The organism is Gordonia gummivorans, assembly GCF_022513585.1.
Taxonomy (GTDB): domain Bacteria; phylum Actinomycetota; class Actinomycetes; order Mycobacteriales; family Mycobacteriaceae; genus Gordonia.
This window is the reverse complement of sequence record NZ_JAKWBF010000049.1, coordinates 1-20,511: the sequence shown is the minus strand read 5'-3', so window position 1 is coordinate 20,511 and position 20,511 is coordinate 1. Positions and strand designations below refer to the sequence as shown.

At 65.7% G+C, this 20,511-nt stretch carries 22 protein-coding genes and 2 tRNA genes; 9 read left to right on the top strand and 15 right to left on the bottom strand.

Annotated features, from left to right (window positions below; translation table 11 throughout):
* The first annotated feature begins 52 nt into the window (after positions 1 to 52).
* Entirely contained in the window at positions 53 to 439 is a 387-nt protein-coding gene (locus MKW15_RS23395) for a hypothetical protein (RefSeq protein ID WP_240862641.1), read from the top strand.
* 1,214 nt (positions 440 to 1,653) lie between these two features.
* Here the strand turns inward: MKW15_RS23395 and MKW15_RS23390 are convergent.
* The 8 genes from MKW15_RS23390 to MKW15_RS23355 all read right to left on the bottom strand — a co-directional run bounded on the left by MKW15_RS23390 (position 1,654) and on the right by MKW15_RS23355 (position 7,600).
* Positions 1,654 to 1,950 (bottom strand): hypothetical protein, encoded by a 297-nt coding sequence (locus MKW15_RS23390; protein ID WP_240862639.1) that lies wholly within the window; start codon positions 1,948 to 1,950, stop codon positions 1,654 to 1,656.
* Positions 1,947 to 2,249, bottom strand: a complete 303-nt coding sequence (locus MKW15_RS23385) for a hypothetical protein (RefSeq protein ID WP_240862637.1) — start codon at positions 2,247 to 2,249, stop codon at positions 1,947 to 1,949. Before MKW15_RS23385 ends, MKW15_RS23390 begins: the two co-directional genes overlap by 4 nt.
* A complete protein-coding gene (locus tag MKW15_RS23380) occupies positions 2,246 to 2,473 on the bottom strand; it encodes a hypothetical protein (protein ID WP_240862635.1) in 228 nt (75 codons plus the stop codon). Before MKW15_RS23380 ends, MKW15_RS23385 begins: the two co-directional genes overlap by 4 nt.
* 265 nt (positions 2,474 to 2,738) lie before the next feature.
* Positions 2,739 to 2,811, bottom strand: a tRNA-Asn gene (locus MKW15_RS23375).
* Between the two features lie 149 nt (positions 2,812 to 2,960).
* Entirely contained in the window at positions 2,961 to 4,559 is a 1,599-nt protein-coding gene (locus MKW15_RS23370; protein ID WP_240862633.1) for a SulP family inorganic anion transporter, read from the bottom strand.
* 87 nt (positions 4,560 to 4,646) lie between these two features.
* Positions 4,647 to 5,360 carry a cysteine hydrolase family protein gene (locus MKW15_RS23365; RefSeq protein WP_240862631.1) on the bottom strand — a complete coding sequence of 238 codons (714 nt, stop codon included), beginning with the start codon at positions 5,358 to 5,360 and terminating at the stop codon, positions 4,647 to 4,649.
* 57 nt (positions 5,361 to 5,417) lie between these two features.
* Positions 5,418 to 6,842: an allophanate hydrolase gene (locus MKW15_RS23360; protein ID WP_240862628.1), complete on the bottom strand. Its 1,425-nt coding sequence runs from the start codon at positions 6,840 to 6,842 to the stop codon at positions 5,418 to 5,420.
* A 71-nt stretch (positions 6,843 to 6,913) separates the two neighbouring features.
* Positions 6,914 to 7,600 carry a GntR family transcriptional regulator gene (locus MKW15_RS23355; protein WP_240862626.1) on the bottom strand — a complete coding sequence of 229 codons (687 nt, stop codon included), beginning with the start codon at positions 7,598 to 7,600 and terminating at the stop codon, positions 6,914 to 6,916.
* A 149-nt stretch (positions 7,601 to 7,749) separates the two neighbouring features.
* Here MKW15_RS23355 and MKW15_RS23350 point away from each other — a divergent pair.
* Positions 7,750 to 7,823 (top strand) — tRNA-Ile (locus MKW15_RS23350).
* A 1-nt stretch (position 7,824) separates the two neighbouring features.
* On the opposite strand, the gene MKW15_RS23345 is transcribed toward MKW15_RS23350, so the two are convergent.
* Positions 7,825 to 8,190 carry an ArsR/SmtB family transcription factor gene (locus MKW15_RS23345; RefSeq protein ID WP_240862624.1) on the bottom strand — a complete coding sequence of 122 codons (366 nt, stop codon included), beginning with the start codon at positions 8,188 to 8,190 and terminating at the stop codon, positions 7,825 to 7,827.
* A gap of 13 nt (positions 8,191 to 8,203) precedes the next feature.
* Positions 8,204 to 9,559, bottom strand: a complete 1,356-nt coding sequence (locus MKW15_RS23340; protein ID WP_240862622.1) for an MFS transporter — start codon at positions 9,557 to 9,559, stop codon at positions 8,204 to 8,206.
* Between the two features lie 127 nt (positions 9,560 to 9,686).
* Here MKW15_RS23340 and MKW15_RS23335 point away from each other — a divergent pair, with 127 nt between their 5' ends.
* From MKW15_RS23335 to MKW15_RS23330, 3 genes are all read left to right on the top strand, one after another.
* Positions 9,687 to 10,454, top strand: a complete 768-nt coding sequence (locus MKW15_RS23335) for an HNH endonuclease family protein (protein ID WP_308221098.1) — start codon at positions 9,687 to 9,689, stop codon at positions 10,452 to 10,454.
* 102 nt (positions 10,455 to 10,556) lie between these two features.
* On the top strand, positions 10,557 to 10,775 hold the full coding sequence (locus MKW15_RS24740; RefSeq protein ID WP_308221097.1) for an excalibur calcium-binding domain-containing protein: 219 nt from the start codon (positions 10,557 to 10,559) through the stop codon (positions 10,773 to 10,775).
* Between the two features lie 172 nt (positions 10,776 to 10,947).
* Positions 10,948 to 11,100, top strand: a complete 153-nt coding sequence (locus tag MKW15_RS23330; protein ID WP_240862620.1) for a hypothetical protein — start codon at positions 10,948 to 10,950, stop codon at positions 11,098 to 11,100.
* 344 nt (positions 11,101 to 11,444) lie between these two features.
* On the opposite strand, the gene dnaG is transcribed toward MKW15_RS23330, so the two are convergent.
* Positions 11,445 to 13,358: a DNA primase gene (dnaG, locus tag MKW15_RS23325; RefSeq protein ID WP_240862618.1), complete on the bottom strand. Its 1,914-nt coding sequence runs from the start codon at positions 13,356 to 13,358 to the stop codon at positions 11,445 to 11,447.
* 66 nt (positions 13,359 to 13,424) lie between these two features.
* Here dnaG and MKW15_RS23320 point away from each other — a divergent pair, with 66 nt between their 5' ends.
* Positions 13,425 to 13,868 (top strand): VOC family protein, encoded by a 444-nt coding sequence (locus MKW15_RS23320; RefSeq protein WP_240862616.1) that lies wholly within the window; start codon positions 13,425 to 13,427, stop codon positions 13,866 to 13,868.
* Positions 13,869 to 13,886: 18 nt separating this feature from the next.
* On the opposite strand, the gene MKW15_RS23315 is transcribed toward MKW15_RS23320, so the two are convergent.
* From MKW15_RS23315 to MKW15_RS23305, 3 genes are all read right to left on the bottom strand, one after another.
* Positions 13,887 to 15,152 (bottom strand): deoxyguanosinetriphosphate triphosphohydrolase, encoded by a 1,266-nt coding sequence (locus MKW15_RS23315; RefSeq protein ID WP_240862648.1) that lies wholly within the window; start codon positions 15,150 to 15,152, stop codon positions 13,887 to 13,889.
* A 34-nt stretch (positions 15,153 to 15,186) separates the two neighbouring features.
* Positions 15,187 to 15,678, bottom strand: a complete 492-nt coding sequence (locus MKW15_RS23310) for a cold-shock protein (protein WP_240862646.1) — start codon at positions 15,676 to 15,678, stop codon at positions 15,187 to 15,189.
* A 168-nt stretch (positions 15,679 to 15,846) separates the two neighbouring features.
* Positions 15,847 to 17,238, bottom strand: a complete 1,392-nt coding sequence (locus MKW15_RS23305) for a glycine--tRNA ligase (RefSeq protein ID WP_240862643.1) — start codon at positions 17,236 to 17,238, stop codon at positions 15,847 to 15,849.
* A 256-nt stretch (positions 17,239 to 17,494) separates the two neighbouring features.
* Between MKW15_RS23305 and MKW15_RS23300 the strand changes: the two genes are divergently transcribed.
* Positions 17,495 to 19,000: a M28 family metallopeptidase gene (locus MKW15_RS23300; protein ID WP_276615311.1), complete on the top strand. Its 1,506-nt coding sequence runs from the start codon at positions 17,495 to 17,497 to the stop codon at positions 18,998 to 19,000.
* Positions 19,001 to 19,010: 10 nt separating this feature from the next.
* Here MKW15_RS23300 and MKW15_RS23295 read toward each other — a convergent pair whose 3' ends face one another.
* The gene (locus MKW15_RS23295; protein WP_240862611.1) at positions 19,011 to 19,592 is read right to left on the bottom strand and encodes a hypothetical protein; all 582 of its coding nucleotides are present in this window, start codon (positions 19,590 to 19,592) and stop codon (positions 19,011 to 19,013) included.
* Between the two features lie 111 nt (positions 19,593 to 19,703).
* Between MKW15_RS23295 and MKW15_RS23290 the strand changes: the two genes are divergently transcribed.
* The gene (locus tag MKW15_RS23290; RefSeq protein ID WP_240862609.1) at positions 19,704 to 20,060 is read left to right on the top strand and encodes an ArsR/SmtB family transcription factor; all 357 of its coding nucleotides are present in this window, start codon (positions 19,704 to 19,706) and stop codon (positions 20,058 to 20,060) included.
* A complete protein-coding gene (locus MKW15_RS23285) occupies positions 20,057 to 20,470 on the top strand; it encodes a Fur family transcriptional regulator (RefSeq protein ID WP_240862607.1) in 414 nt (137 codons plus the stop codon). Before MKW15_RS23290 ends, MKW15_RS23285 begins: the two co-directional genes overlap by 4 nt.
* Positions 20,471 to 20,511: the final 41 nt, after the last annotated feature.

The window sequence follows — 20,511 nt, the reverse complement described above, 5'->3', positions numbered from 1 at the left end:
GCTGGGCGAGGACGACGACTGATGCCGCGCCGATGTCCTCGACAAGGTGGGCGTGCTCGCCACACTGCCCGACGACATGCACGTGATGACCGAAAGCGTCGCCGCCTTCTATGGCGTGCCGAAGGAAACCGTTCGCACCCTCGTCCGCAACAACCGCGACGAGATCGAAGCGGACGGTTACCGGGTTGTCACCCGATCGGCATTCGAGGAGAGTTTTCAAACCAAACTCCCCTCCTCTGCCAGCACCATCGCCCTCTTTCCGCGCCGCGCGGTCCTACGAGTTGGGATGCTGCTGCGTGACTCCGGCGTGGCGCGCCAGGTGCGGGACTACCTCCTTGCCGTTGAAGAGGTCGCCTGCGACGCCGCCGAGTTCTGCCGCCGCGCCGAACGGGGTCTCGGGGTCGGGATTCGAGAAGGCCAGGCGAACGGGATTGTTTGAGACACCTGAAGAAACCAAGGCACGCGCGACTCGGCTGGGCGTGCACCGCCGAGAGGTGAAGGCCGGAAGGCGATCTGAATCTACAGAAGAATCAGATCGAAAGCCGACCCCATCCGATTTCGCGTCATCAAGCGAGCTGCACGGTCAATACCACGCCAAACAACCGTGGCGGTAGTGGCATCTACGACATGACCGACGACGTATCCGACACCCAGTTCATCGAAGCAATCGATGAAGCCAAGGCCGAAGGCAACCTGTCCCGCGCCAACGTGGCCCGTAAGTGCAAAGCCAAGGCATGCACTGTCCGCCCGCGCGCTGACGGATCAGATCAAGGTCGGTGTGGAAGCTGTGTGGCATCTGATCACGCAGGCGTACGTCGAGCGGGCATGGGATGTTCTCGGCTATTCGTCGTGGGACGACTACTGCACTCGCGAGTTTGGTACGTCGCGGTTGCGTCTACCGCGTGAAGAACGCTCGGAAGTTTGTTGCGTCGTTGCGGGAGTCGGGGTTGTCGATTCGGGCGATAGCGAGCGCGACGGGGACCGGCACACGACAGGTTCAGGAGGCGCTACGGAATCAGGTGTGTTCTGAGACTACACCTGCCGATCCTGCTCCGATCACCGATCCCGAACCGCCCGTTGCCGATTCGCGGTTCATCACCGACGACCAGCTCGCCGAACTATCCCAACTCGGCAACGACCCAACAGCCACACACCCCGCTACCGGCGAATGCATCCACTGCCACAACAGCATTCATAATCTGTAGATCGGCACGTTCCTCACTCGGGAGTCAGTGACGAGTAGTCACTGACTCCCGACGAGGCACGTTCCTCACGCACTCGGGGCGGACACTGCCCGAGCAGAGCCAGAAGGAACCCAAGGGTGCCGGTGTCGTTGCCCCGTCCCCGGCGTCTCCACGAATCCATGCCCCTATCGCGTCCGGCCACGGCGTGTTGCCACCTGACCCGGAGGGTAGGCGGTATCGCTGTGGCACCGGGTCTCGGTTCGCGAGGTCGGGATCGGTGGCCCCAAGTGCCGGTTGGGGACTGAGCTACGGCACGTCAGTCGGTTTGCGTCGGACTGTGCGAGAGCGACGGGCACGCAGTCGAATTGGTCGCGTGCGTCGAGCCCTGGCCGGAATCGAACCGGCAACCGTGGGGATGAGCGCCACGGTTCACCGTGAGGGCAGTCGCGGTGATCAGCACCGCGACAGGTCAGACGAGAGTGAGTACCGGTCGGTGAGGTGCGGTGCTGCCACGGACACTGCGCAGTATGTGTGCGGCCACGATCAAGGCATCGGTATCGAGCGTCGACGGTTCGAGGGATCGGCAGGCGTCGGTGCACTCGCTCAACCACATGTCACGGTCAGCGGGCCGCGCGGGTGTCCGCGTGATCGCCTCCATGACGACAGTGAGCATGTGGAGCTGGCTCGTCGTCATGCAGGTGCACTCGAATGCGTCGAACAACTGGGCTAGACGCTCGAGGAGCGCACTGCGATCGTCGCCGATCATTCGATGACCCCGAGCAATTCAGAGGCGCGCATCCCGAGCGCGTCCGCAGCGCGGAACAGCTGCGCTGCCGTCAGGTTCGAGGACTCGGCAGTGCCCTTACGGCACACAGCGATCACGCCTTGCCGGACTGTGTACGCCAGCTCGCCGACGTGGCCGGGCAATTGCCCGGCCGCACCGTTCTCGAGCTGGTCTTCAAGGTCGTGCAACGCGGCCCGAAGTTGGTCGACGTCGACACCCACCTCGCGAGCGACGTCATGCAGGTTCCACCACGCGGTGAGCTGACTGTCGGTGGCGCTCATCGCTGAACCACTACCGATCCGGCAGGTTGAGGGAGGAAGCACCGCAGCAACAGAACGAAGTCATGAAGTTCGTCGGTGGTGAGTGCTCGGGTGTCGACCTGCTGAATGAGGTGCCGGGTTTCTGAGATGAGTCGTGTGCGGCGGTCGGCTGCTTGGCAACCGTCAGCGTGTCCGCCGATCGCGTTGCAGCAGGCGTGGAACGTCGAATCGATGACGGTGCTCATGCGTGCCACCCCAGCTCGATGCAGAGGGACATGCCGCCGATCGGGATGAAGTACGCGCCGAGCAGGAACGCAACGGCTCCCACAACGAGCGATAGGGTGTGATGACGATGCATCGGAAGAGCCTCCGGTGTGTCGAGGCCCTGGAAGGTGTTGGAGCACCAACCGGGGCCGTTCGTATTCACACACCAGGCGACCAATTGCACGATAGTTGCACGTGCTAGGTCCACGGAAACAAAAAACCGCCCGTGACCAGGCGGTTTACTTGCTCCCCCAACTGGACTCGAACCAGTAACCGTTCGATTAACAGTCGAATGCTCTGCCAATTGAGCTATGGGGGATTGCTCTCGGCTCGCCCACCTTGTCGGTGACGATTCAGCAGGTGAACCGAACGCTGACTTTAGCGCATGGACTCCCCGGAGAACAAAACGCCTGCCCCGGACGCTACGTCAGTCCGGGGCAGGCGCGTTCGTGGTCAGTGACCGGCGCCTCAGTGACCGGCGACGACGTCGGCTTCGTCGACGGTGACTGGTGTGCGTGCCCCCGGTAGGAACCAGTAGGCGATGCAGATCACTGCGAACATCAGGTAGCCCAGCGCTACCTCGGGACTCGCCGCCCAGGCCACTTCCGGAGCGTGGATCAGGCCGATGAAGGACAACGCGGCACCCACCAGTGCGGCGATGGCCGCGAAGTGGAACTTCTTGTCGAGAATGAAGGTGACGATCGCACCCAGGATCAGGCCGACGAGCACCGCTCCCTCCCCCAGCGTGCGCATGCCGTCGTAGACGACGCCTGCGCTGTTCAGCGCCTCCATGCCCACCTTGTCGGCAGTCGTGTCGACGGCGGCGAGCGCATTGTCTATCAGTCCTGATCCCCATTGCGCGAGGTTGGGGATGATCGCGGCGACCACGGCCACCGCGTGGAGTCGCGGCACGGCCTGGAATGCCTGGGCACCGATGAGCAGACCGATGTACAGCAGGATCGGCACGATCGCGGGTACCGGCAACAGCGCCTCGAGCACGCCGAAGAGACCCAGGAAGCACAGCAGGCCGATCGCGATGCCGCTGGCCAGCGAGTAGCTCGACCGTCCACCAGCGTCCTTCCACCCGGGATGCCCGATGTACACGGCCGGCGGGAACGGCGAGCCGAAGGCCGCACCGATGCACGCGCCCGCGCCGTCGGCCAGCAGGACGCTGCGGAGGTTGTAGTTGTCGCCCGCCGCAGCGGCGCTCTCCACGTTGCTCATCGCCTCGGTGAAGTTGTAGACGCCGAGCGGAATCGCCGTGCCCAACAGCGGCGCGAGGTCACCGAGTCCGGAGAACAGGAGGTCAAATCGCTGGTCAGGGATGCCTACCGCGACGTTCTCGACGGCCGACGTGAGGTCCGGCACCGACATGAAGCCACCGATCCAGCCAATCGCCGTACCGACCAGAAGAGCCGCCAAACCGACCGGAACTCCGCCGGGCAGCTTCACGTCGGTGAAGAAGCCGATGAGAATGATCGCGAGCACCGGCAGGCCGATCCAGGCCGCCTCCCACATCTGCGCGGCCGGGCGCATCGAGATGAAGGTGATCGAGATGCCGGCCAGCGTGCCCAGCATCGCAGCGCGCGGCGTGATCTTGCGGATGTACGGCCCGACGAACGCGCCGATCATCACGATGACACCGATCATGAACGCCCAGGCGAGGCCCGCTTGCCACGCCTGCATCGCGTCCTTGGTGTTCAGATAGACCGGCAGCATGACGACGAACACGACGATGAACATGTGCGGCACACTCGGCCCGTACGGCAAGGCCGTGACGTCGTCGCGGCCCTCCTTGGAGGCCAGTCGGCGCGCCAGGAACGTGTAGTACAGATTGCCGAGGATCAGGGCGACGCCGAGTGCGGGCAGCACCGTCCCGAGCACGTCGTCGGCCTTGACGCCCACCACAGCGATCATCAGACCGGTGAGTGTCAGAACGTTGACGAGGATGTTGAACCCGAGGCCGAAGAATGCGTTCGTGTCACCGCGAGTCCACCACGGGACCTTGAGAGTTGGTGTCGGAGTTGGGGGATCAGCAGGTGGAGCAGGTTCGGTGGTGGCGCTCATGGGGATTCCCTTTCGGATTCTCGGCGGAACTCTGGGGTGAGGCGCGGGACGACGCTGGCTCGCGAGATTGGCGGGACTTCTGCAGGTTCAGGCGCTGGCAGCGGTCGGCTCGACAGTGGTGTCGACGGAGGCGGCCAACAGCGGTATGAGGTCGGCGCCGGATGCGGTCCAGCCGAAGATGCCGCCCTGCGCGGCGATCATCTCCAGCCCGACGCGCTGAAACTCGGGGAAATACGAACCAACGCAATCGGATACGACGACGCACTCGAAACCACGATCATTGGCCTCGCGTGTGGTGGTGTGCACGCACACCTCGGTGGTGACACCGGTGACCAGCAGCTGGGTGATCTCGTTGTCGGCCAGCACCTTGGCGAGATCGGTTGCATAGAATGCCCCCTTCCCCGGCTTGTCGATGACCACTTCGCCGTCGGCGGGGGCGAGTTCGTCGACGATGTCGTGGCCGTACTCGCCACGGATCAGGATGCGGCCGAATGTGCCCGGATCACCAATGCGTTTCGACGGCGCGCCGCGATTCAACTTCGCAGGCGGGCAATCGGAGAGATCCGGCAGATGCCCTTCTCGGGTGTGGATGACGAGCATCCCGGCTGCGCGTGCCGCGGCAAGTAGTGCGGCGAGCGGTTCGACGACCCGTTGCAACTGCGCGACGTCGTTGCCGAGGGTTTCGCCGAATCCACCGGGCAGCAGGAAGTCTCGCTGCATGTCGATGATGATCAGGGCGGTGTGATCCAGGTCGAGTTCGAGCGGTTCCGGCAACGCCGGAACGGTGACGGGAGTGGGCATGGGGGTGTGGCCTTCCGAAACGTTGATGGATGAAGCGAGGGAGATTGCGTACCGATATCAGGACGAGACCGCTGCCTGGACCGAGGCGTCCACGCCGCTATCCCGTGGCTCGTCGAGCAATGCCGCTGCCAGCGTGAGCACCACATCGTCGGTCAATGCCGCCCCGAGCAGCATCGCGCTGTGGGGGCGTCCGTCCGCGGTGGTGCTCTGCGGGACAGCGACACCCACGAGGTCGAGCAGATTGCCGAAGTGGGTGTAGTGCCCGAGCATCGTGTTGGCGTCGATCGGTTGCGCGAGCACCTCGTCGACGGTGAACGTGCGACCGATGGTCGGGACGACGAGAACGTCCATCTGCTGCCACAACCGTCCGACCTCGGCGCGCAGTTCCTGTAGGCGCTGCATCGCCGTGAATGCGTCCACGGCCGAGTACTTCTCGCCGCTGCGCAAGATGTCGCGAACCACGGGGAAGATCGAATCCGGTTGCTCGGCAAGGAAATCACCGAACACAACGAGCCGCTCGGCCACCCACGGTCCCGAATAGAGCAGTTCACCCGCCGCCAGGAAGGGAGCCAAGGAGACGTCGGCCACCTCGACACCGACCATGTGCCCGCCGGCCGCCAACGACACATGCGCCAACTTGTTGCGGAATGCCAGGTGGGCGTCGCGCATCGCGTCGTCGCCGAAGAACTCCAGCTCCTCGACCGGCGGCAAACCCACGGTTATCGACGTCGCGGAGTGTTTGGCGCCGGCCGCGCGTGACCACGGATCCCGATCGTCGGGTCCGGCCATCACCGACATCACCCGGTCCACGTCGTCGATGCAGCCGGCCATCATCGTGATGCAGTCCAACGACTTACAGGCCGGCACCAGACCGACCGTGCTGATCAGCCCGCGCGACGGCTTGTAGCCGACGATGCCGTTGAGCGCGGCCGGAACTCGTCCCGAACCGGCGGTGTCGGTGGCCACCGCAAACGGCACCTCGCCGAGTGCGACGGCCAAGGCCGAACCCGAACTCGAACCACCGGAGATCATGCCGTTTCCGTATACCCCGCGCGGGACGGTGTACGGCGTACGGGTGCCGTTGAGTCCGGTCGCGAACTGATCGAGGTTGGTCTTGCCGACGTACAGGGCCCCGGCGTCGAGCAATCTCTGCACCGAGGGCGCGGTTTCCGTTGCGACATAGGCGAAGTCGGGACAGGAGAGCGTTGTCGGCACGCCTGCGACGTCGATCGAGTCCTTGACTCCGAATGGCACCCCGTACAGCGGCAGATCTCGTGCGCCCGGACGGTTCTCGAGATCGGCCGCCGCGGCCAGCAACTCCTCCCGCGGCACGGTCGACAACCACGTTCCGTCGTCCCCGCGGGCTTCGATCGCGTCGGCGACGGCACGTGCCGTCCGCGTCGGCGACCCACTTCCCTGCAGGTGGCTGTCGAGGATTTCGGCAATCGTCGGACCCGTCGTCGGCCCGGACAAGTTGGTCATACCGTCGATTGTCGACAGAATCATGGCGCCTGAGGAACGGTTGTGTGTCGATTGTGTTAGGGCGTGTCTCCCTAGTTCTGCGCAGGCTCCTCGGACGCAGCCGCACTCGCTGACACGAGCCCCAGGTAGTGCAGGTGCCCGTGGTCACGCAGGGCAGCGACCACGGTGCCCGCGTCGCCCTCCTCCAGCGCTTCGAGAATCGCCTGGTGGCGGTGCAACCCGTCGTCGGGTCCATGGTGATCGACGGTCTCCGCACGGAGATTCACCGCCATCGGCAACTGGAGCTTCAGCAGAATCGGCTCGAGCGCAATGTCGAGCTGCCGGTTGCCGGCCAACCCGACCACGGCGGCGTGGAACTTGCGATGCGCGTCGTCCTTGGCCAGATCATCGGCGGCCCGTCGCATCTCGTCGATCGCCGCGCGCACCGGCGCCAGTTGAGTTTCGGGATCGTCGAGCGGCAACGCGGACTCGACCGCAAACCGCTCGAACAGCTGACGAAGTTCGAAGAGCTGCAAGATGTCTCGCGGCGACCACTCCGCCACGCGAGTTCCGCGTCGCGGCTGATGCTCCACCAACCCCTGCTGCGCCAGCAACCGCAGCGCCTCCCGAACCGGCGCCCGGCTGATCCCCAGGTCGGCGCACAAGGTCTCCTCGACGATCTTCTGGCCCGGCGCCAGCGCACCGGACAAAATCTCGGCGCGGATCCGGCGACCGGCAACATCCACAAGACTCTCGGGTAGCTCATTCGCCCCGGTCATCGTGGAATCTCCCCCGGTGTCGTCGTTTGCGGTTCGGCCAGTCTACCGTCCCGTCGACAGTCGACGGTTTCACCGCGACCGCGACGATGGTCTCGCGCAGGTGTGCGGTAATCTCCACCCGCGGACCGCGCTGCGCAATCGTGGTCCGAGGGGCGGTAGCTCAGTCGGTTAGAGCCGTGGACTCATAATCCATTGGTCGCGGGTTCGAGCCCCGCCCGCCCCACTCAAAGAATGTCTCTCACCGCGTCACCGCGATGGTGGGCGGGCACGCCGGGGCCCGCGTGTTCGGCATTACGGACCGCGTCCACGACGAGTTGGCGTACGTGATCGTTCTCGAGGCCGTAGAAGATCGTCGTCCCCTCCCGACGGGTCCGGACCAACCGCGACATGCGCAACTTGGCCAGGTGCTGCGACGTCGACGACGGCGGCTTTCCCACGGCCGCAGCCAATTCCGACACCGACAGCTCGCCGGCGGTGAGCTCCCACAGCAGCCGGACCCGCGTGGGGTCGGCGAGCATCCGGAACACCTCGACCACAAGGGCGACCTGATCGTCGGCAAGTCCGTCGGCGAGTCGGTCGTCGGGGCTCATGACCTGATCGTATTCATGTCGAGCGCGCGAGATCGGGCCAACGGTCGTGCTCCCGATCGATGACAAACGGATGGGCGTGCCGCCACCGACCATCGCCGAGTGGCACGGCGTGGGTGACGTGCTCGCCGACGCCCGGTCCGACATGCACGTGGTCGAGGACCTCTGGATCCCGTCGCGGCCACGAACGTCGGGCCACCCAGGCACCTGCGGCGGCCAGCGCGGTAAGAAGCATCCACGTCGGCGTGTAGCCCAGCATTGTGGCACCCCAACCGGCAACCGGGTAGGCGATCAGCCAGCACGCGTGCGACAGCGAGAAATGCGCCGCGAACACGGCTGGGCGGTCGGTCGATGAACTCGAACGCGCCAGCACCCGGCCGGTTGGGGTCAGCACCAGTCCGGTCCCGACGCCGATGACCGCCCAGATCGCCGCGGCCGCCGCCCAACACCACGCGGCCGACGCGGCCCACGACAGCACCACTGCAGCGATGACAGCGCAGACAAGCACCACACAACCGGACAGCATCACGCGCCGCTCGTGCACGCGCCGGAGTAGCGCCGGGACCGACAGCGCCGCGAGCATCACACCGAAGCCGTTGCACGCCAACAACACCGCCACGTCCGTGTCGGATCGGCCGAGAGTCTCGCGGACATAGTTGACGGTGTTGACGATGACGACAGAACCGACCGCCGCGACAACCAGGTCCATTCCCACCAGCCCCCGCAGGCGGGGCGTGGCGGCGAAGATACGCAGGCCCGCGACGGTCTTGTCGAATACGTGGGCATCGCCTTCCGGCGCCGTGGCGCCGGGAATGCGGCTGGTCATGACGAGCGCCGCCGAACACACGAAACCCACCGACGTGGCGACGAACAGCCAGTGGAAGCTCACCAGCGCCATCACCACCGCGGCACACAGCGGCGACAGCAACGTCTCCATCGTGGCGGCGAGCTGCGAGTACGACAGCGCGCGCGTGTACTGCTCCCGGTCGGGCAGCAGATCCGGCAACACCGCCTGAAACGCCGGGGTGAACGCGGCCGACGCCGACTGCAGGATCACGATCAGCACGTAGACCTGCCAGACGTGCTCGACGAACGGCAGCACGATCACCACCGCCGCGCGAACGACGTCCAGCCCCACCAACATGAACCGTCGCGGAAGCCGATCGGCGAACGCGGCGGCGACCGGCGCCACGACAACGTAGGTGACCATCTTCAGCGCCAGTGCCGTCCCGAGTACTGCCGCGGCGCGAGGCCCGGCCAACTCGAAGGCGAGCAAGCCGAGCGCAACGGTCGTCAGTCCGGTCCCGAACAGCGCCGCGATCTGGGCACCGAAGAGATGCCGGTAGTCGCGCATTGCGAAGATCGACGACATACGCCCTCCCCAGCCGTTTCAATCGACAAGCACTATCAGATTACCTGCATACCTACGCATATATCTACACAAGTTTGTGCCGGGGGGCGGCGAACCACTCACCGGGGCGGTATGTGAGTGTGAGGTCATGGACGTTCGGGGCGCAGCCACCATTGCGCTGATCGTCGCGCTGGCGGCGACGCCGGGATGCGCAACGGCAACCCCCGTCACAGCGCCGTCGTCGTTATCGGTATCCCCGTCGGCGACACCCCCGTCCGTCGCACCCCCGACCGTCACACCCCCGTCGATGTCGCCGCCCGGTGTTTCGCCCAGTATCCCGCCGACCTCGCCGGTGCTTCGCCGGCTCGACGCGCTGGTCGTCAAGGGACGCGCGCCGAGAACCGGCTATTCGCGGACCAAATTCGGCCAGGCATGGTCCGACGATGTCTCGGTGGCCGAGGGCCACAACGGCTGCGACACCCGCAACGACATTCTTCGACGAGACCTGCGCGACGTCCGCCTCAAGCCCGGGACTCGAGACTGCGTGGTGCTCTCCGGCACTCTCGTCGACCCCTACACCGGTACGACGATCGCGTTTGTTCGTGGACCGCAATCCGCGCGTGTGCAAATCGATCACGTGGTCGCGTTGTCCGACGCCTGGCAGAAGGGCGCTCAGCAGTGGACGCCCGACAAACGGCGCGACTTCGCCAACGATCCGCGCAATCTCCGGGCGGTCTCCGGCGCGGCCAACCAGCGCAAGGGCGATGGTGACACCGCGACGTGGCTCCCACCCAACAAGGCGTTCCGGTGCACCTACGTCTCCGATCAGGTGACTGTCAAATACACCTACGGCCTCTGGGTGACCGCCGCCGAGAAGGACGCGATGCGTCGAGTGCTCTCGACGTGCTTCACCTGAGCCCTCGTCTGTTCAGATGACATCGCGTCCGTTCGCCGAATACGGCACAGGCTCGGCACGCTAGACTGCCGCCACCGCACGACGAAGAACCGAGGAACAACGATGAAGTTGACGAAATGTATTGCAGCCGGCGGGATTCTGGCCGGCGCGGTGATCGCCGGCGGTTTGGCAGCACCCACCGCTGATGCCGCCCCGACACCGGTCGCCTACTACAAGAACTGTCAGGCCGCACGGGATGCCGGAGTCGCGCCCTTGAAGAAGGGCGACGACGGATACCGCCCCGGACTCGACCGTGACGGCGACGGCATCGCCTGCGAATAGCAGGCCTACATTCGGCGCGGGTGATCGAAACCTCCCGGCACCCGTCCCACCTGGTGTGATGCCGCCAACAATTGCAAACGTTGCGTGACATCTCGCCTCTCGACCTGACCATTCGGACAGGTGCCGCCCCATACTGAGCATGACTCATACATGCTCACGGGGAGGCGAGCACTTGACGCATTACATCTGGGGTCGTCCACGCCCGACGCCCGACCGGTGCGACGGCGCGCACACCTACACCGGCGGATGCCGCTACAACGCCGAGGATCCGCACCGCCCGCTGTATCCGGAGGAATTGCGCCCGGGGTCGCGGTCGGCCGCCTGATCCGAAGGGTTGGGTGACCGACCCCGCTGAACTGGGAAAAGCAACCTGCCGAGGAAGCGCCTCGGACACTCAGTGTCCCGTTGGAGAACCTGTGTGCTGCAGAACACCGTTGAGCCGAGTCGGCACAGGGTGTGGCCCGAGGACATCGCCGGCCAGGTCGGGCGCGGCCTGGGCACTGTTCTGGCCACATCCCGCGTCGAGCTGCGAGAACTAGAGTTGAATCGGAGGACGCGAGTGCTGTAGCACTCGCGTTCTCCAATTCGGCACCACTCGTCGCGGGCGCTGGCCGCACACGGACGATGTCGGTGGTCGCTCCCCCGCCGACGTCGCAGCGGTGACCGGCGTCAGGCGATGGGGTCGACGGCCTGTTCCAGCAGACTTCGCCGGTAGGCTTCCAGCGCGACGAGGTCGCCGAACACCGCGTGGTACCCGTCGGGATCTTCCCCGGGTGCCATGCGGCGCAGACGGGACTTGATGTCGGCGATCTGGGCGCCGACCCACACCTCCTGCAACCGCGCCAGCACGGAACTGATGTAGCGGGCGATGTTGAGTTCGTCGACCGGCATGCTCTCGACGGCGAGTTCGGTGACCAGCGGATCGATCGGATCGTCGACGGCAGACCGCACCACGTCGACCCATTCCGCGCCGCCCAGCCCCGACGACGTCCCACCGACGTTGGCCATGGACTCGCGGATCGCGCCGTAGGAGGGATCGGTGAAACACTCCGACGGAAGCGAATCGAAGACGGTCCCGGCGATCGCTGGATACTGCAGGGCAGCTTTCAGCGCCTCCCGCTGCGGCCAGAGCGTCGGATCGTTGGCGCGCGGGCGGGCGGGTGCCGGCCGGGTCGCCGCCTCGGGCCGACCCTTGCGCACCGCCCGACCTGATCCGGTTGTTCCGCTGTCCCGGGAGGTGTTCGCGCGCATGACCTTTGCGCCCTCTTCACGGACCCGACCGAGCACCTGTCCGACGTCCTCCCAGCCGACCCAGCCGGCGAGCTGACGCGCGTACTCGTCCCGCAGGGCGATGTCTTTGATCCGCGCCACCACGGGCACGGTCTCGCGCAACGCATGCACCCGGCCTTCAGCGGTGTCGAGATCATGGCCACCGAGAAGCGTGCGGATCGCGAATTCGAACATCGGGACCCGACGCGCGATGAGATCGCGGACCGCGGCGTCGCCCTTGTCCTGGCGCAGCTCACACGGGTCCATGCCGTCGGGCGCGATCGCCACGAACGTCTGCCCGGAGATACTCTGCTCACCTTCGAAAGCCTTGAGCGCCGCCGCTTTTCCGGCGCCGTCACCGTCGAAGGTGTAGATGACCTCGCCGCGGAAGTACGAATCGTCCATCATCAGACGGCGAATCAGCGCCAGGTGGTCTTCGCCGAACGCGGTGCCGCACGATGCGACGGCGGTGGTGACGCCCGCGAGATGCATTGCCATCACATCGGTGTAGCCCTCGACCACCACCACCTGGTGACCCTTGGCGATGTTCTTTTTGGCGTGGTCGAGGCCGAAGAGCACCTGAGACTTCTTGTACAACATGGTTTCCGGCGTGTTCATGTACTTGCCCATGTTGTCGTCGTCGAACAACTTGCGGGCACCGAAACCGATGATGTCGCCACCGAGGTTGCGGATGGGCCACAGCAGCCGACGCCGGAAGCGGTCGATCGGTCCCTTCCGCCCCTCGGTCGAGAGCCCGGCGGCCTTCAGTTCGTCGAACTCGAAGCCTTGTGACAGAAGAGCTTTGGACATCGAGTCCCACCCGTCGGGGGCGTATCCACAGCCGAACTGCGCAGCCGCTGCCGCGTCGAAGTTGCGTTCGGTGAGATAGTCGCGCGCCTTCTGCGCCTCCGGCGTCTGCAGTGCGGCCACGTAGAACTTGTGCGCGGCAGCGTTGGCGGCGACCAGCCGTGCCCGGGTTCCACGGTCGCGTTTGATCGCGGTCCCGCCACCCTCGTAGTTGATCTGGTAGCCGATCCGGTCGGCGAGCTGTTCGACGGCCTCGACGAAGCTGACGTGTTCCTGCTTCTGCAGGAAGCTGTAGACGTCGCCGCCCTCTCCGCAGCCGAAGCAGTGGAAGTGTCCGTGATTGGGGCGGACGTGAAACGACGGTGTCTTCTCGTCGTGGAAGGGGCACAGACCCTTGAGGCTGTCGGCGCCGGCGCGGCGAAGTGCCACGTACTCGCCGACGATGTCCTCGATGCGCGTCTGCTCACGGATTGCCGTGATGTCGCGATCGGGGATTCGGCCTGCCACGCGACCAGTGTAGTGACGTCCGCGGGTCCGGTTCCGGCCACGTCCCCAGCCGGTAGCATCCGACTCGTGGCCATCAAACTGGAGAATGTCGGCATCGCCGTGCGCGACCTCGAGGCGACGATCGCCTTCTTCACCGACCTCGGTCTGACGGTGGTCGGCCGGGAGACGGTCAGCGGCGAGTGGACCGACACCGCCGTCGGCCTCGACGGCAACCACGCGAAGATCGCGATGCTGCAGACGCCGGACGGTCACGGCACTCTCGAACTCTTCGAATACATCCACCCGCAGGCGATCGAGACCGACCCCACCCTCCCCAACGAGATCGGCATGCACCGGGTCGCCTTCTCGGTGGACGACATCGACGAGGCCCTCGAGATCGCCGCACGGCATGGGTGCCACCCGCTGCGGGGCGTCGCGAATTATGCCGACGTGTACAAACTCACGTACGTGCGCGGGCCCAGCGGCATCCTCGTCATGCTGGCGCAGGAGTTGAAGCCGCCTGCCGGCTGAGGTGGGTGCTAGCTCAGATCAGCCCAGGTGCGCTTGTGCGCCCGAGTTCTGTTTGTCGGTGCGTTCGAGCCGACCTTCGGTCATCGACGCGATCTGGTCGACGACGACCCGCATGCGAGCGGTGTCGTCGGCCGCGTCGTTCCAGGCGGGTACGAAGATCGGGTCGAGTCCACCCGGCGCGGCCGCCAAGAACCAGTCCGCGACCCGGTGGATGCGTTCGCGCTGGCGGTGCTGCGTCGCCTTGTGCCGCTCGTTGGAGAAGATGAACCGCAGCGCCAGCGTCTTGAGCATCAGCACCTCGGCGGCGACCATCTGTGGGACCGCGAGGTCGGCGTCGTAGCGCGACACCGGCCGGTCACCCACCTCGGCACGGGTACCGGTGATCGCGGCCGACGCGAACCGGCCGATGAACTCACTCGTCAGCCGTTTGAGCGTCACATAGTTGTCGAGGGTGCCGTCGAACACGCCGACAGACCGGACGATGTCCATGCGGGAGAGACGCTTCGCGGCGTCGATGAGCGCCTCGAGTTCCAGGCCCGGAAACTCCCGCAGACCGATCTCGGCAAGTGCACGCTGGTCTTGCGGATCGGCGAGCGTGCGCAGATCGATGCGGTTGGCAATCACCCCGTCCTCCAGGTCGTGCACCGAATAGGCGACGTCGTCGGACCAGTCCATGATCTGCGCCTCGACGCATTGACGGCCCTCGGGGGCGCCACGGCGAATCCAGGCGAGCACCTCGGCGTCGTCGTCGTACGCACCGAACTTGGTGCCCGGTGCGCGACGGGTCCACGGGTACTTCAGCGTCGCATCCAGCGACGCCCGCGCGAGGTTGAGCCCAGCGCTACGGCCCTCGTCGTCGAGCAGTTTGGGTTCGAGCCGACTCAGGATGCGGAGATTCTGCGCGTTGCCCTCGAAGCCGCCGTGATCGGCGGCGACCTCGTCGAGCGCGCGTTCGCCGTTGTGTCCGTACGGTGGATGGCCGATGTCGTGTGCCAGGCCGGCGAGTTCGACGAGGTCGGGTTCGGCACCGAGCCCGATCGCGATACCCCGGCCGATCTGCCCGACCTCGAGCGAATGCGTCAACCGGGTCCGCGGGGTGTCACCCTCGCGCGGACCGACGACCTGGGTTTTGTCGGCGAGCCGACGCAACGCGGCCGAATGCAGGACGCGCGCGCGGTCACGGGCAAAGTCGCTGCGGTGATCCGTGCGGGTGCCGGGGAGGCTCGCCACCTTGGCACCTTCCGGCACTATCCGCTCGGTCGCCTCGAGGCCGTAGTCCGCCATCGGCGGTGCGATGTGACCCGCGGCGGTGGGAAAGCTAGTCAAGCACCCAGCCTCGGGCGACGGCGAATTCGGTGACCCGACGTCGAATCGCGACAATCTGGGCGGCCGTCAGATCGCCCGACGAGTCGAGCAGCAGCTCGGTGAGTTCCTCGGTGAAGGCGGCAGAATCGAGCGTGCCTGCACCGCCCCGCGAACGACGTTCGCCCCGGTGACCACGATCATGTCCGCGGTCCCGGTCACGATCTCCATGACCGCGGCCGCCACCGTGGTGTTCTTCACGACGGTGAGCACGGGCATTCGCCGAATCGTCGGCAGGGGCCTCCTCGGTCACCGCGACGTTGATCGCCTTGGCGCCCCGATCGGTTTCCTCGACGTCGAAGGACACCTTGGCACCCGGCTTCAGCGAGTTCTCGTCGATGTCGATGTCGTTGATGTGCAGGAACACATCGGCGCCACCCGACTCCGGCGCCAAGAACCCGAAACCCCGATTCGTGTCGTAATGAACGACTTTCCCGCTGACCGCCACGACTCCACTCACTCTCCTCCGCCTGCGCGGCCGGACCCCTTGTCCGCGCGCACGGCAAACTCGCCCTCAATTGTGACAGACAATCGCAGGTCAAGCGGAATCGATCGGCGAGATCGATGCCCACGAGGACGCACGGTCAACGGTTTGGGACGCCCAGTCAACGGACGGTCAGGCTCTGATGAGCTCGCCCGCCAGGTATTCGGCAACCTTGTCGAGGGCGACCCGTTCCTGACTCATGGTGTCGCGCTCACGGATCGTGACCGCCTGGTCGTCGAGGGTGTCGAAGTCGACGGTCACGCAGAACGGTGTACCGATCTCGTCCTGACGGCGGTAACGCTTGCCGATGCCCTGCGCGTCGTCGAACTCGACGTTCCAGTGTCCGCGCAGTTCGGTCGCGAGATCGCGGGCCTTGGGTGAGAGCTTCTCGTTGCGCGACAGCGGCAACACCGCCACCTTGATCGGCGCCAGGCGTCGGTCGAGCTTGAGGACAGTGCGAGTGTCGGTGCCCCCCTTGGCATTCGGCACTTCTTCCTCGGTGTAGGCATCGCACAGGAAGGCCATCAACGAACGCGTGAGACCGGCTGCCGGCTCGATGACGAACGGCGTGTACCGCTCGCCACTGGCCTGGTCGAAGAAGCTCAGATCCTCGCCCGAGTGCTTGCTGTGGGTGGACAGGTCGAAGTCGGTGCGGTTGGCGACACCCTCGAGTTCACCCCACGGATTACCTGCGAAACCGAACTTGTACTCCACGTCGACCGTGCGCTTGGAGTAGTGCGACAGCTTGTCCTTGGGGTGTTCGAACAGCCGGAGATTCTCCGGATCGATGCCGAGCTTCACGTACCAGTCGAAACGCTGGTCGATCCAGTACTGGTGCCATTCCTCGTCCTCGCCCGGTTTGACGAAGAACTCCATCTCCATCTGCTCGAACTCGCGGGTGCGGAAGATGAAGTTGCCCGGCGTGATCTCGTTGCGGAAGCTCTTGCCGATCTGGGCGATGCCGAACGGCGGCTTCTTGCGCGCGGTGGTCATCACGTTCTTGAAGTTGATGAAGATGCCCTGCGCGGTCTCCGGGCGGAGGTAGTGCAGACCCTCCTCGTCGTCGACCGGACCGAGGAAGGTTTTCATCAGGCCCGAGAATGCCTTCGGTTCGGTCCACTTGCCCGGCTGGCCGGTCTCGGGATCGTTGATGTCGGCGAGCCCGTTGGCCGGCGCGTGGCCGTGCTTGATCTCGTAGGCCTCGATGAGGTGATCGGCACGATAGCGCTTGTGCGTGTAGAGCGACTCCACGAGCGGGTCGGTGAAGACCTCTACATGGCCCGACGCCTCCCACACCTGACGCGGCAGGATGACCGACGAGTCGAGGCCGACCACGTCGTCGCGACTCGTGACCATGGTGCGCCACCACTGCCGCTTGATGTTGTCCTTGAGTTCCACGCCGAGCGGACCGTAGTCCCACGCCGATTTCGTCCCACCGTAGATCTCACCGCACTGGTAGACCAGGCCCCGGCGCTTGGCCAGGTTCACGACGGGATCAACTCGATTGGACTGGGCGGCGGCCACGATGATGTGCTCTCCACGGACGTTGGGATCGGGACGGTCGTCGGCGTCCACCTGCGGCGAACGAACAACCTCTACAGGGTAGCCGTCGCGCTCACCGGACCCCGAATCGCTACCGCGGACGCGAACAACTGACTGTGGGCTAGGTCTCGGCGGGCGGTGGTATCCCACCCGAATGAATCCCCGATCGTTTGGTACTCGCTGGTCATGTCCCTGCCGACGGGATGCCTGTCCTGACCGCTACCCTGAGGCCGTGATCCTGCGCAAGCGCACGCTGATCGCCACGACCCTCGCGCTTCTGCTGGTCGTGAGCGGTTGCGCGTCCGCCGGTGACCAGGCAGCTCAGAAGAGCGCCGAGAACACCAGCATCTCGTCGCCGCCGAGCATCGCACCGCCGATCACAGACCTCAGCCCCGAATCGTTGGCACGCGGGGTCACCGTCGACAACGTCACGCGGCATCTGAAGGCCCTACAGCAGGTGGCCGACGATCACCATGGCAACCGCGCGGCCGGCACGCCGGGCTACGACGCATCGGTCGACTACGTCGCGGACATGTTGCGCCGAGCGGGTTTCACCGTCTCGACACCGACCTTCGAGTACACCCGTTTCGAGTCCGGTCCGGTGGATCTGAAGGCCGACGGCATCGCGATCGACGCGACGGTCCTGCAGTACACGACGGGCACCGGCGACCATCCGGTGACCGGAAACCCGGTCACGGTCGGCGGATTCGGGTGTGTTGCGTCCGACTATCCGGCGGCCACGCGCGGCGCGATCGCGGTCGTCACCCGAGGCACCTGCCAGTTCGTCGACAAGGCGCGACTCGCCGAGGCGGCCGGCGCACGCGGCGTCATCGTCGTCAACAACGTTCCGGGAAAACTGGCCGGCGCGACGCTCGGCGACGAGGAACCGCCGGTGCCGACGATCCCGGTGGTCGGCGTCGCGGCAGGCGCAGGCGACCAGGTGCGTGCGGCGAGGTCGATCAGCCTGTCGGTTACTGCCGGGAACAAGAAGATCTTGTCGCGCAACGTGATCGCGCAAACCACCACAGGCAGCGCCGACGACGTCGTGCTGGCCGGAGCACACCTCGACAGCGTGCCGGCCGGGCCGGGCATCAACGACAATGGCACCGGAACCGCCGCCCTGCTCGAGACCGCGCTGCGACTCGGCTCTGCTCCGCGGGTGGCGCGCGCCGTGCGTTTCGCGTTCTGGGGAGCCGAGGAAGAAGGGCTCATCGGCTCCACCCGGTATGTCGAGTCGCTCGACGTACCGCAGCGGCAGGCGCTGGCGCTGTACCTGAACTTCGACATGCTCGGCTCCCCGAATTTCGGGTACTTCGTCTACGACGGCGACGACTCGGCGCGTGACGGAGCAGGTCCGGGTCCCGACGGCTCGGCCGGCATCGAGCGAGTCCTCAACCGCTTCTACGCGACCTTCCCGGCGCAACCGATCACCACGCAGCCCGGCGACTTCGACGGCCGGTCCGACTACGGCCCCTTCATCGCAATCGGCGTACCCGCGGGCGGCGTGGACACCGGCGCCGAACAGAAGAAGACACCGGAGCAGGTCCGACTCTGGGGCGGGACGGCCGGGCAACCGTTCGATCCGAACTACCACTCGCCCAGGGACACCATCGACAACGTGAACAACGGCGCGCTCGCGGTCAATGCGTCGGCGGTGGCCTACGGTGTCGCGACCTATGCGTTGGCGGTCGCCGGACCCGACGCGGTACCCGGCCCACGAGTGCGTCAGCGCACTCAACCCTGACGGATCGCCGTCAGGACTTCACACCACACATCCACCAGTCGTCGCCGAGCGAGACCGGGTCTCGGCACATCATGCCGTACATGTCGAAACCCGCGGGTGATCTTCCCGGACTATGCAGAATGCCACCTGCATCGTCGGGAGTTCCGATCCACAAGGGAAAGAATTTGATGTCGCCGCCGGAGACCCGGCCGTCGACCGTCAGGTATCGCAGATGCAGAGGAAGGCTCTGTCCGTAATAGTCGTCGCCGGGATCGACGTTAAGGGCCTGGTCGTAGAGGGCGCGATGAGTGATGAACCAGGCTCGGGGTGATGCAGCGGCCCAGTCTCCGACGATGACGGTGCCGAACACCATCACCGGCAGCACGGCGAGAACTGCCACCGCCGGACGGCGCATCCGGACAGCACCCATCACCGCGCAGACCACACCCACCAGACACAGAAACCACATCACAGCCGCAGCGATGAGGCCAAAGATCCACAGATCCACGCGCAGGAGGAACCAGCCCAGCGCGATAAACCACAGAAGCAGCCCGAGCACCAGAACCGGGAACGCCGCCCGGTCGACAGGCGGTGCTTCCGACGATCCCGACACTCTCCGCTCCTTCGCCCCGACGTTCGATCCGGTCGCGCGGCCAAGCGTCGACTCTTTGACAATCGCTTCCGATAAGATGGCAGGAAACCCACGAGGAGAAGGTCCCACCAAATGTCGGCTCACGAATTCGATCTGCGCCAATCTACCGTGGCGCGGGAGGCCGCGAGCGATCTGCTGCGCGCGCTGGCTTCCCCGACCCGGATCGCGATCGTTCTCGCCCTTCGTGAACGAGTCCAATGCGTACACGAACTGGTCGGGCGACTCGATCTCAGCCAACCTCTGGTCAGCCAGCATCTGCGCGTCCTCAAGGACGCCGGAGTGGTGCGCGGACAGCGCAACGGCCGCGAGATCACCTACGAACTCCTCGACGATCACATTGCCCACATCGTGAACGACGCGCTCGTCCACGCCATGGAGGTCGCCGCGCCCGACGCCCAGGTCTCCGACGCAGCTGCGGAGGCACGGTGACCGGGCCGCAGCCGGTCACCGGCATCCGCTCCACGCGTCAACGCGCCGCGATCGCCGACGCACTCGCCGCCACCGACGATTTCTGTTCGGCACAAGAACTGCACGACGCCCTTCGAGCCCGCGGCGAATCCATCGGACTCACCACCGTGTACCGAAACCTGCAGGCGCTCAGCCAATCCGGTCAGATCGACGTGTTGTGGGACGGTTCCGGCGAGACCCGATATCGGCACTGCTCGGCCAATCATCACCACCACCTCGTGTGCCGGTCGTGCGGGACCACCGTCGAGGTCCAGGCCGAACCGGTCGAGAGGTGGGCGACGCGCATCGCTCGCGAGCACGGATTCACCGGCATCAACCACACCGTCGAGGTGTTCGGCACCTGCGCCGACTGCACCGTCGCCGCTCCCTGACCCGAAAGTCCGGTGACCGAACCGCTGAACTGGGCAAATAC